This is a genomic window from Intrasporangium zincisolvens (genome assembly GCF_034724055.1).
GTDB classification, from domain to species: Bacteria; Actinomycetota; Actinomycetes; order Actinomycetales; family Dermatophilaceae; genus Monashia; species Monashia zincisolvens.
Genome location: NZ_JAWIIL010000001.1, coordinates 463021 through 474603 on the forward strand (window position 1 = coordinate 463021; position 11583 = coordinate 474603).

Below are 11583 nucleotides of genomic sequence, written 5' to 3' on the forward strand. Positions count from 1 at the left end.
CCTTCGTGAGCCTCACCTCGTCACCGCGTGGGGTGCCGGGGCCGGACGCCATGGCGTCCGGCCCCGGCGCCGCGCCGTCCCGAACGGCCGGCGACACGCTCTCCCGGGAAGACGCGTCCGGCGAGCGTCCGCAGCGCGCCGACGGCGTCGAGCTTCTCGGGGAGATGACGGGATCGGGGTACCGCACGCCGCCCTCGCTGGTGCGCCGCCCCGGTGGTCAGACGGTCCAGCTGACGCCGCTGCTCTACTTGGTGCTCAAGGCCATCGACGGCGAGCGCACGTTCGCGCAGGTCGCCGATGCCGTGAGCGTCGAGTACGGACGCCGGCTTGCGGCCGAGGATGCGCAGACCCTCGTCGAGTCGCAGCTGCGCCAGCTCGGCCTCGTCCTCGGCGCCGACGGGTCGCAGCCGCAGGTCCAGCGGTCGAACCCGTTGCTGGCGCTCCGACTTCGCTGGGTCGTGTCCGACCCGCGCGTCACCCGGCGGCTCACGGCACCCTTCGCGGTGCTGTTCGCGCCATTGGTCGTCGTGCCGGTGGTCCTGGCCTTCGTCGCGATCTCGGCGTGGGTGCTGTTCACCAAGGGCCTGGCCTCGGCCACCCACCAGGCCTTCGACCAGCCGCTGCTGCTCGTCGTGGTCTTCGCCATCACCGTTGTGTCCGCAGGCTTCCACGAGTTCGGGCACGCCTCTGCCTGCCGGTACGGCGGCGCCACGCCCGGGGCGATGGGCACCGGCCTCTACCTGGTGTGGCCGGCCTTCTACACCGACGTCACCGACAGCTACCGCCTCGACCGCGCGGGACGGCTCCGGGTCGACCTCGGCGGTCTGTACTTCAACGCCATCATCGGCGTCGCCATGTTCGCGGTCTGGGCCGTCACCGGCTGGGACGCGATCCTGCTCATCCTGGCGGCGCAGCTGCTCCAGATGGTCCGTCAGCTCGCCCCGATGGTGCGCTTCGACGGCTACCACGTCCTCGCAGACCTGACCGGCGTCCCCGACCTCCAGGCGCGCATGGGCGCGATCCTCGCGGCCCTGTGGCCCGGCCGCTCGGCCGACCCCCGCGTGACCGCCCTCAAGCGTGGCCCGCGGATCATCGTCACCATCTGGGTGCTGGCGATCGTGCCGCTGCTGGCCTTCACGCTCGTGATGATGGTCCTGGCGCTGCCCCGGGTGCTGGGCACCGCGTGGGACAGCATGGGGCGTCAGTCCCACGCGCTGGCCGTCGACTGGGCCGGAGGGGACGCCCTCGGCGTGACCGTGCGGGTCCTCGCCGTCGTGGCCGTCGCGCTCCCGGTCCTGGGCTCGCTGCTGCTGCTCACCCGGCTGGTGCGCACCGCCACGGCCGCCGTCTGGCGCCGCACGGTCGGCCACCCGGGCCGTCGCGCGGTTGCCGGCCTCACCGCAGTCGCCGTCATCGCCGGCCTCGCCTACGCCTGGTGGCCGGACGCCAACCGCTACCGCCCGGTCCAGCCCTTCGAGAAGGGCACGCTCACCCAGGCCGTCGCCTCGGCCGGGTACGCGATCACGGGCACCCCGGACCTGCAGGACGGCCAGCTCGTCGACGCGCAGCGCTCGGTGTGGGCGTCCACGTCCACACCTCCGACGCGTGACCATCCCGAGCTCGCCCTCGTCCTCGTCCCCCGACCGGCCGACCGGACGACCACGACCAGCGCATCACCACCGCCGGCGTGGGTCTTCCCGTTCAACCGCCCCGCCGCGCCCGGCCCCGGCGACAACCAGGCCCTGGCCGTCAACACGACGGACGGCTCCACGGTCTACGACGTCGCCTTCGCTCTCGTCTGGGCCGACGGCACCAGCGTCACCAACGCCAACGAGGCCTACGCGTTCGCCAGCTGCACCCGCTGCACGACGGTGTCGGTGGCCTTCCAGGTCGTCCTCATCACCGGCAGCGCCAACATCGCCATCCCGCAGAACGTCGCCGGCGCCGTCAACTACTCCTGCGTCCAGTGCCTGACGTACGCCCTCGCCCAGCAGCTGGTCCTGACGGTGCCGTCCGAGCTGCCCGCACAGACGCGGCAACGGCTCGACGCGCTGTGGGCCCAGATCGCCACGTTCGCCGCGAGCATGCAGCGCCTGCCCCTCGACCAGGTCAGGGCCCGGCTGCTCGACTACCAGAACCAGATCCGGACGCTCGTCACCGCATCAGCCACCCCGACGACCAGCCCGACCACCGGCCCGACCCCGTCCGGTCCGACCCCGTCCGGTCCGACCCCGACGTCCGGCGCGCCCACCGCGACGGGCACCGCGTCACCCACTGACACCAGTGCCCCGGCCGGCCAGAGCACGACGGCCCCGGCCGCGACGCCGGAACCGCCCACCGCCACCACGCCGGAGTCGACCACGACCCCGGACGCCGGCAGCCCCACGACCGGCGCCGACGCGTCGACCACTCCGACCGCCGCGGCAACGAGTCCTCAGCCCGCGCCCTCCGCGTCCGCCCCCTGACCCCAGCGACCACCTCGCTCTGCTCTCGCACCGAGCCGCGTCGGTCACCGGTCAGGCCGAGGCGGCGGACTCCTCGCGGGCGTCTGACGGGCGGCGTTCGCCGAGGCCGGCCATGCCCCACCGGACGGTGGCCGCGCCGAGGTGGCCGAGTGGGCGGCCGACGAACCGCGCCACCGGATCCGGCACCGGCAGCCCGAGCATCTCCCGTGCCCACCTCGGCAGCAGTGACACCCCACCGGCCGCCAGCACGCCGTAGCCCGGCCGGGCCGTCCACGGCAGCGGCGGGTCGAGCAGCAGGAACCGTGCCGCCTCGCGTGCGGCATCGGTGGCCTCGAGCTCGGGACGGTACGACGCGAGCACCCCGCGCAGCTTGGCGACCGACGCGGGAGGCGTCGGTACCCCCAACCGCGCCGCGGGCACGCCCGCCTGCCGCACGTACGCGTCGGCCTCGGCGTCGGTCAGGGGCGATGCCGCGAAGGCCTGGTACGCGCGCAGGAAGGAGTCGACCTCCGCGACGTGCACCCACGTCAGCAGGTGCGGGTCGCTCGCCCGGTACGGTCGGCCCAGCGCGTCACGCCCGCGCACCCGCTCGTGGATCTCGCGGACGTGGGCGATCGCCTGCTCGGCGTGCTCGACCGTGCCGAACGTCGTCGTCGCGAGGTAGTGGCTCGTGCGCTGGAGCCGCCCCCACGGGTCGCTCTTGTAACCGCTGTGGCCGGCCACCCCGGCCATCGCCATCGGGTGCAGCATCTGCAGCAGCAGCGACGTGATGCCGCCCGGGAACATCGACGCGTCGGCGTGCACCCGCCACACCGGGTCCGTCGGCACGAACCACCGCTCGCCCTCCGCGCCCCAGATCCGCGCCGCCCGGGCAGGCGCATCGTCGCCGGCCACCTTGTCGCGCAACATCATCCCGAGCCGACGCTGGAGCGCGCGCGTCACCGGTTGGAGGGTCATGCCGTCACGCTAGGCGAGGAACCTGACACTCCCAAGCGTGCTGTCCAACGTTGGGCGAACCAGACCCGGGGGCGTCAGGCGAGCGTGATCCGGATGCCGGCCCGCGGCTGCCGCTTGACCGCCCACGACGTCGCGCCCGCGATGATGTCGCCGAGCCGCGCCATGACGTACTTGCGCCCCATCGCGCGCTTCACCGCGGCCACGCCCTCGGGCGTCCGGTCGACGCGTGCCGTGCCCGCGTACGTCGGCGCACCGTCTGCGATGCGTCCGCGGATGTCACACGGCCGCAGCTCGACTCGCGCCGTGTGGGCCAGGCGCTTGAGCTTGCCCGCCGGGTCGACGGTGACGACGACGAGCTCGCCGCCGTCGCGCGCCACCCACACCGGCGTCGACACCGGCGTCCCGTCGCGGCGGAAGGTCGTGAGCGAGACGTACCGGTGCGCGGCGACGACGTCGAGGTCGCTGGGGGTGTCCACGGGGCCCACCCTACGCAGGCGGCTTCCCGGGGACGCCGGCGAGCAACCGCCACAATGAGGCATGGCGCTCGCGCTCTGCCTCCTGCTCGACCCGCCGTCCGCCCGGACGGTCGTGCGCCTGTGGGAGCGCCTCGAGGAACGCGGCATCGCCACCCTCCTGACGCACACGCACGGTCGGCACGTGCCGCACCTGTCGTACGGCGTCTGCCTCCAGTGGGACCTCGACGCCGTGCTCGCCGCCACCGCAGCGCTGCCCGACGACGGTCCGGTCGACATCGCCGTCCAGGGCACGGTGTCGTTCCCGCGCGGGCGGGCGGCCCTGGCCTGCTCGGTCACCTCGGCGACCGCGGCCCGGCAGGAGCGCGCCGTCGCCGCCCTGCGCGACACCGGCGCGACCATCCACAAGCACTACGACCCCGGCCACTGGGTGCCGCACGTGTCGGTCTCCACCGGGCTGACGGCCGCGCAGATCCCGCTCGCGGTCACCGCCGTCGCCGACGTGCTGCCGCTGACCCTCCGCTGCGACCATGCCGCGCTCGTCGACACCGCCGACGGACGCCGGTGGCCGCTGGCCGGCGTCCCCTGACCGACGCGTCCGGCCCGGCCCCGCGCGTCCGACCGGTACGTCAGGTGGCGTGGAGGACGGCGATGCCGGCCACGACGACCGCTGCCGCGACGAGCCCGGCGGCCGCCCCCGTCGCGAGGCGTCCGGTGAAGCCGGCGACCTTCGCCATCGCGGCCACCGCGGCGGTCAGGCCGGCGAGGAGCACGGCAAGCGACAGCAGGTCAGCCGCCCCGCCCGCCCGGTCCGACGCGTCGACCGCCTCCTGCTGCAGCCGCAGGTCGGCGGCCACCTCGGTGTCACCCGACGCGAGCAGCTGCACGATGTCGGCATCGACGCCGTCGGCGTGCGTCGGCAAGGCGAGCATCCGTGCCGACAGCGCCGCCCACGCGTCGGCGCCCTGCCCGTCGGCGAACGCGATGGCCTCCTGCCCGGGGTCCTGCGCCTGCACGTCGACGAACCGCCGGGCCAGCGACACCATCTGCGCCCGGACCACCGACTGCGCCGCGTCGGCGATGAGCCCCTGCCGCAGCTGGGTGGCGAGGATCGTGCTGCCGAGACCGGTGGCCCGCCGCGACCCCGACGCACCGTCCGACGCCGCGGCCGTGCCGAGCACGAGCTGAGCGGCCGTCAGCGCCGGCAGCAGCAGCCAGGCGAGCAGCGCCGCTCCGGCCGCCAGCCGCGTCAACGTCGTCCGCTCCTGCCACGGCCCCGGCACGACGCCGATGTCGGGCTCCGCGGCCCCAGCCCCAGATCCAGCCGCCGCCGCTGTAGCCGCGGCCGACCCGCGGGCCCGGCCTCGACGCGTCAGGACGCGGACCACGACGAACCCGAGCGCCAGCGCGACGGCCGCGCCCGCCGCCCACGCGGCGCCGGCGGCGTACCGGTCGCCCTCGGCCACCGCGTCGAGCACGTCGGCCCGCGCCACGAGCGCCGAGGAGCCGACGACGTCCGCGAGGCGCCGGTTCACCGCGTACCCGTGGTCGGCGCCGGCGTACTTCTCGGCGAGCAGCGACGACGACGACGAGCCGAGGGCCGCCCGCAGCTCGCCCGAAGCCTTGCGCAGCACCCGCGCCTCGACCGCGGCCGCCGGCGACTCGACGCCCGCCGCGTCGAGCGCGTCGGCCCGCACCTGCATCAGCGACACCTCGAGCGCCAGCGGCACCTCGTCCTGGTACACGTGGCGCAGGTCCTCCCCGAGCAGCGCGGCCGCCTTCGTCTCCAGGCGCGTCGACGACGTCCACGCACCCGACGCCTGCGACGCCAGCCACGTGGCCAGCGCCAGCAGCCCGGCCACGACGACGCTGACGACGACCTGCGCCGCGTTCGTCGACGCCGCCCGCCACGCCCGCGCCAGCAGCCCGGCCGGCGCCGGAACCCGTTGCGTCCCCGAAGGTCCCGACGCCGACCCGCCGGCCACGCGTCAGCCCGCCCGCTCGTACGGCACGGCGCCGTACGGCCCGACGAGCACGAGGCGCGGCCCGTCGAACGACCACTGGTACGTCTCGACGGAGAGGTCGTCGAGCGGCTGGTGGTCGTAGCTGCCACTGGGGGAGTCCGGGTCGTGGAGGGTCTGCCAGCCGCCGCTCGGCCGCACGCGCAGCGTCCCGTCCTCGACCGACAGCGTCCCCTTCGTCGCGACCTGCATCTCGAAGGTGCCGCTCGTCCGCGGCTGCATCATGACCTCGGCCCGCTCGAACGAGCCGTCCTCGTGGATCCGGTAGAGCACCTCGGCCGAGCCCTGGTCGAGGCTCTGCCAGCTACCGACGAGGTCGCTCGGCACGACGCCCGACGCGTCGGTGGTGGTCGTGTCCGTCGTCGGCAGGTCACTGGTCGGCAGGTCGCTGGTCGGCAGGTCGCTGGTCGGGGCGACGGACGTCGACGGGGGAGGGGACGTGGCCGGCGGCGAAGGGCTCGAGCCGCCCGACGCGCCGGAGCACGCCGTGAGGGCGCCGGCCACTGCGACGGCAACGAGCGCCGCGACCACCCCTCCCGAACCGCGTCGACGAGGCAGGACGACGAATGGCGTCGTGCGCATGGTGGGCCCCCGAACGGCCTGGCCCGCCCCGGCGGCGGGCGTCCACTCGTCAGAGGCGCGACACCCGGCGCTGGATACCGACGAAACGGACGGTTTGAGTAGCCGCGCTCAGTCTCAAGGGCGGTCGCCGAAACCTCTTCTCCCCGAACCGTTCCACCAGAGCAGAAAGAGCACCACCATGCGCATCGCCTTCACGCCGGCCGAGCACGGCTTCGCGTTCAGCAACTCGTTCACCAACCACGTGCTGCGGATCCCCGCGCTCGGCATCGACGTCACGACCGGCGGCCGCTGCGGCGGCATGGCGGCCGCGTCGATGGACTACTGGTACGCCGGCCTCGGCATGCCGGACAACCGTGCCCTCCCGCAGGACGGCACGCTCCTGGCCGACTACGTCTACGACCGGCTCATGGACACCTTCGTCGACAACGGGCTCAAGTTCGTGCAGTACGCGACGAGCCTCGACCACCCGACCTGGTTGCGCGGCAAGGGAGTTGCCCGCATGACCCGCGAGGACGAGCTGCCGAAGCTCAAGGCGCGACTCAACTCAGGCCAGCCCGTGCTCCTCGGCCTGACGCAGGCCCGCGACGTCACGCAGCTCGGCAACGACCACCAGGTCGTCGCATACGGCTGGGAGCAGGACAGCCGCTACACCTACGTCCTCGTCTACGACAACAACAACCCCGGCGTCGAGGTGCGGATCCGCCTCACGACCGTCGACGACCCCGCCGAGCGCGCCATCACCGGCAGCAACGGCAAGACGTGGCGCGGCCTCTTCGTCGGCTCGCACACCCGCAAGACGCCGTCGTGGCTCGCCAACGGCCGCCTCCTGCACGACTCGACCGACCCGCGCATCAACGTCATCCGTGGCGGGGCCGCGTTCTGGATCCCGTCGCCCGCCGAGCTCGACGCCGGTGGCTACCGCTGGGCCGACGTCGTGGCCGCCAAACCCGGCTCGATGGCGCACGTGTCGACGTGCCCCGGCAACGGCACACTGGTGCGCGAGCGCGGCACCGACGGCGTCTACGTCGTGTACGGCGGCAAGGCGTTCGGCATCCCGTCGCCGGCGTGGATGGACACGCTGCACCTCGACTGGAACGCCGTGCGCGAGATCCCGCTCGGCTCCCTCTCCGGGCTCCGGTCGACGCCGCGCGACCACACGCTGCTGCGCGAGCAGAACGCGGCCCCGGTCTGGTACGCCGAGGGCGGCCGCCTGCGCCACGTCACGAGCCCCGACGTCATGACGCGTCTGGGCCTCGAGTGGGGCTGCGTGCACGTCGTGCCCGACGGCGCGCTCGCAGGCCTCCCCGTCGGCACCCCGCTCACCTGACGCCTGCTGCCGGCCCGTGCGTCGACCTCCCGGCCGCACGGGCAGGGGCCGGACGCGTCACCTCCCGGGCGCGTCCGGCCTCTCCGTGGGTATCAGGTGGTCGACACGTCAGCTCGTGGCGGGCGCGCTCGTGTCGGCCGGCGGGCGGAAGTTGCCCTTGGACTTCGTGCCGTTGATGAGCGCGGTGCTCATGCCGTAGCGCAGGACGGCGTCGGCGATGGCGTCGCTGTTGACGTCGAGCGCCGTCAGGTTGACGTTGGCGTACGTGTCGCAGGCCTGGTGGTAGCAGGGGTCGTAGGCACTCCCGGCCGTACCGCCCCAGAGCGCTGCCTCCTGCGCCGTCTTGACGCCCTCGGCACCGGTGAACAGGCCACCCGAGGGCACGTTGCTCGCGATGAACGGCCCGTAGTCGGAGCGTCCGCTGAAGTCGGTGCCCTTGAACGGGATGCCGCGCGAGGCGTAGAAGGCCTCGAACGTCTTCTCGATCTGCGCCGAACCGGCCGGGCCGGGGCCGGCGCCCTCGTTGTCGGAGTTGTCGCCGTCGTAGACGAAGAAGACGTGGTTCGGCGAGCCGACCATGTCGAAGTTGAGGTAGAGCGCGATGCGCTGCAGCTCGGATGCCGGCAGGTTGTTGACGTAGTACGTCGAACCGACGAGGTTCGACTCCTCGGCAGCCCACCAACCGATGCGGATCGTGTTCTGCGGCTTGACCTTTCCGAGGTTCTCGGCCACCTCGAGCAGGGCCGCCGATCCGCTGCCGTTGTCGTTGATGCCCGGCCCGGCGTTGACCGAGTCGAGGTGCGCGCCGGCCATGACGACGTTGCCCGTGTTCTTGCCCGGCAGCTCGGCGAGGACGTTGGCGGTGGTCGCGATGCCGCGCAGGGTGTCGGTCTTCAGCCGGAGGACGAGCCCGGGCGTCGTGGAGAGCTGGAAACCGAGCGACTGCTCGATGCCGACGACGCCGATGTTCTCGGTGAAGTCGGCCCCGAGCGTCCCGTTGAGAGGCCCGGCGGCGTTGTTGTAGACGACGACCCCGACCGCCCCGGCCGCGAGGGCGTTGCGCGCCTTGAGGGCGAAGGTGCAGGCCACGGGGAAGCCGGGAGGCGCCCCGCGCGAGACGAGCGCGATGTTGCCCGCCGGGAAGCCCGCCCAGTCGGCCGCGTTGCAGCCGCGGAAGTCTCCGGACGGCGTGCTCACCGCCGCGGTGACGTCGCCGCTGCCCGAGTAGCTCATGATCGCGTGGGGGAGCGCGCCGACGGGCCCCGGCGACACCTGCTGCAGCACCGACGGCGTCAGGGACACGAAGGTCTGGAACTGGAACGGCTGGGTGGTGACGCGCCAGCCTGAGGCGCGCAGGCGTCCGGTGACGTAGTCGACCGACGCGTCGTAGCCGGCACTGCCGGACACGCGCGTGCCGCCGTTGGCATCGGCGATGGCCTGGAGGGCGGCCTGGTGCTCGCGCACGCCGTCGAGCGTGACGCACTCGAGCAGCAGGGCGGTGGTGTTGTTCACTCTCGTGCCGCACCCGTTCGGTGGCGGGGCGGCTGTGGCGGTCGACGCGCTGAGCGCGCCGATACCGGCGAGGACCGCAGCGGCGACAGCCGCGACGGCAGGGCGAAATGCTCGGTCCATGTGAGTGCTCCGAAGATCTCGCGCCGGGCATCGACGCTCGGACTCCGCCCGGCGACAGCGGTTTCCTTGACGTGCGTGTGGCGCGACGTCGACGACCGCCGGACCGTGCAGGCGGACCTCGTCGCCCGCCGTGTGGTGGCGACTTCCCCGATCTGACGACGGTAGCGGCACACCACCCGTCCTGCACAGGGGTCAGGCGGGGAGGTGGGCGTCGATCCAGTCGGCGATCTCGGTCTCGACCTCGTCGCGGTTCGTCTCGTTGAGGATCTCGTGCCGGGCGTCGGGCCAGATCGTCACGGTGACGTCCTCGACGCCGACGCGTCGCAGCTGGTCGGCGACCTCCTGCACGCCCTTGCGCCTGTTGCCGACCGGGTCCATCGCGCCGGACGCCAGGTGGATCGGCAGGGTCTTGGGGATCCGCGAGACGACCCGGTCCGTGTTGACGGCGGCCAGGCCCTTGAGCAAGTCGACGAAGCCACCGGCCGTGAAGACGAACCCGCAGTCGGGGTCGGCGACGTACTTGTCGACCTCGGCCGGGTCGCGCGAGAGCCAGTCGAAGTCGGTGCGCGTCGGCTTGAAGGCGGCGTTGTACTGCCCGAAGGTCAGCGAGTTCATGAGGCCGCTCGCGTGCTCGTGGCCGCGGATCCGCGCCTGGGCGGTCGCGACGAGCACGCCGACGTTGCCGAGCGGCCCGGCGCTGCCGGCGGTGCCGGACAGGACGAGGCCCGCGAGGGATGCGCCGTGCTGCGCGGCGTACGACCGGGCCAGGAAGCTGCCCATGCTGTGCCCGACGAGGAAGACCGGCAGCCCGGGGTGCTCCTCGAGCGCGCGCTCGGTGACGGCGCGCAGGTCGTCGACGACGGTCTGCCACCCCTCGTCGTCCGCGAAGGCGCCGCGCGTGCCGGACGTGCGCCCGTGCCCCCGGTGGTCCGACGCGTAGACCGCGTACCCGCGGGCCGTCAGCCGCTCGGCGAACCGGGCGTACCGCGACGAGTGCTCGGCCATGCCGTGCGAGAGCTGCACGACGCCCTTGGCGTCACCACCCGCCTCGCTGTCGGGCAGCCAGCGGTTGACGAACACCTCGGTGCCGTCGGGGGTGGTCAGCGTGAAGGTGCTGCTCTGCATCGTGGTCCTCGCGGGGCTCGGGGGTCCTGCGAGGACTGTATGACGCGCTGCAAGGCCCCTGCTGCATTGGCGCAAGGAATCCGCAATCGACCGGAATCGGCGTGTCTGCGCCGTTTCATTGAATCAAGTCGGAAGAATTCATGACGACGCAAAGACTTTGACGGTTGGCCCGATGTGGTACGTGAACCGTCGCCCGGGGCCCGGACTCGCACAGCGAGCCGGGCCCCATATTTTCCCTCAGGCGGGGACGAGGAGGGTGGCGAGGAAGCCGCCCCAGGCGCGGGCGCGGACGAGCTCGTCGTGGGACAACGGTCCGGAGACACCTCCCACCCAGAAGCTCTGGCCGCGCTCGGCCTGCCGGAAACCCTGATGGCGCAGGGCGATCGCGGCCTGCTTGGCGGCCGAACCCGGCATCATCCGGACGTGCACGCGGGTGTCGAAGGTGAGCACCCGCAGGTCCTCGCTCGGGTTGAGGTCGTGGATCCACTCGCGGATGCCACGCCGCACCGACCCCCACGCGCCCTGGCGCGCGGCATCGGCACGCGTCGAGTCGCGCGACATCGAGAACGCGTGGGTCGGGCCGCCGACGAGCAGCAGCTGCACGTCGTCCGGGATGGTGCTCGGCGCCTGCGTCACGGGAAGGACGCAGACCCTGGTGGGGTGGCCGCCCGGTTCTGGGGTTCGGGTGCCTGGTGGGCTGCCGGGCGGCGCACCGCGTGGGTGGCGGATCCCGTCGGCGATGGCCTCGGCGATGGCGGCCGTGTTGCCGAACATGGACTCGTAGACGATCAGGATGCTCATGGGCTCTGCCTCCGTTCCCATCGTCCCGCCGCTCCGGGCACCCTGCAGCCGAAAGGTGACTCAGGAGACGACATGTCCCTCGCACATCGCCTGAAACCCCGCATGACGGGCGAGTGACGGCCGGTTTCCTCGACTCATGGGTCACATTCCCGAGACCTGCCTGTGAGAGCGGCCTAGCGTCGAAGATGTAAAGCCGTCAA

General features: G+C 73.1%; 10 protein-coding genes. 3 read left to right on the plus strand and 7 right to left on the minus strand.

What is annotated here, in order from left to right:
* Positions 1–5: 5 nt before the first annotated feature.
* Entirely contained in the window at positions 6–2465 is a 2460-nt protein-coding gene (locus tag RY076_RS02085) for a hypothetical protein (RefSeq protein ID WP_323095757.1), read from the plus strand.
* A gap of 51 nt (positions 2466–2516) precedes the next feature.
* Here the strand turns inward: RY076_RS02085 and RY076_RS02090 are convergent, their stop codons facing one another.
* Both RY076_RS02090 and RY076_RS02095 read right to left on the minus strand, forming a co-directional pair.
* Positions 2517–3422, minus strand: a complete 906-nt coding sequence (locus RY076_RS02090) for an oxygenase MpaB family protein (protein ID WP_323095758.1) — start codon at positions 3420–3422, stop codon at positions 2517–2519.
* Positions 3423–3496: 74 nt separating this feature from the next.
* Complete coding sequence (locus tag RY076_RS02095) at positions 3497–3898, minus strand: PPOX class F420-dependent oxidoreductase (RefSeq protein ID WP_323095759.1); 402 nt, start codon at positions 3896–3898, stop codon at positions 3497–3499.
* A gap of 61 nt (positions 3899–3959) precedes the next feature.
* Here RY076_RS02095 and RY076_RS02100 point away from each other — a divergent pair, with 61 nt between their 5' ends.
* Positions 3960–4484 (plus strand): 2'-5' RNA ligase family protein, encoded by a 525-nt coding sequence (locus tag RY076_RS02100; RefSeq protein WP_323095760.1) that lies wholly within the window; start codon positions 3960–3962, stop codon positions 4482–4484.
* 40 nt (positions 4485–4524) lie between these two features.
* Here the strand turns inward: RY076_RS02100 and RY076_RS02105 are convergent, their stop codons facing one another.
* Entirely contained in the window at positions 4525–5880 is a 1356-nt protein-coding gene (locus RY076_RS02105) for a hypothetical protein (protein ID WP_323095761.1), read from the minus strand.
* Positions 5881–5883: 3 nt separating this feature from the next.
* A complete protein-coding gene (locus RY076_RS02110; protein ID WP_323095763.1) occupies positions 5884–6498 on the minus strand; it encodes a hypothetical protein in 615 nt (204 codons plus the stop codon).
* A 178-nt stretch (positions 6499–6676) separates the two neighbouring features.
* Here RY076_RS02110 and RY076_RS02115 point away from each other — a divergent pair, with 178 nt between their 5' ends.
* Positions 6677–7825 (plus strand): hypothetical protein, encoded by a 1149-nt coding sequence (locus RY076_RS02115; protein WP_323095765.1) that lies wholly within the window; start codon positions 6677–6679, stop codon positions 7823–7825.
* A gap of 108 nt (positions 7826–7933) precedes the next feature.
* On the opposite strand, the gene RY076_RS02120 is transcribed toward RY076_RS02115, so the two are convergent.
* The 3 genes from RY076_RS02120 to RY076_RS02130 all read right to left on the minus strand — a co-directional run bounded on the left by RY076_RS02120 (position 7934) and on the right by RY076_RS02130 (position 11383).
* On the minus strand, positions 7934–9457 hold the full coding sequence (locus tag RY076_RS02120) for a M28 family metallopeptidase (protein WP_323095767.1): 1524 nt from the start codon (positions 9455–9457) through the stop codon (positions 7934–7936).
* 192 nt (positions 9458–9649) lie between these two features.
* Entirely contained in the window at positions 9650–10582 is a 933-nt protein-coding gene (locus tag RY076_RS02125; protein WP_323095768.1) for an alpha/beta hydrolase, read from the minus strand.
* Positions 10583–10819: 237 nt separating this feature from the next.
* Positions 10820–11383 carry a flavodoxin family protein gene (locus RY076_RS02130; protein WP_323095770.1) on the minus strand — a complete coding sequence of 188 codons (564 nt, stop codon included), beginning with the start codon at positions 11381–11383 and terminating at the stop codon, positions 10820–10822.
* Positions 11384–11583 lie beyond the last annotated feature (200 nt).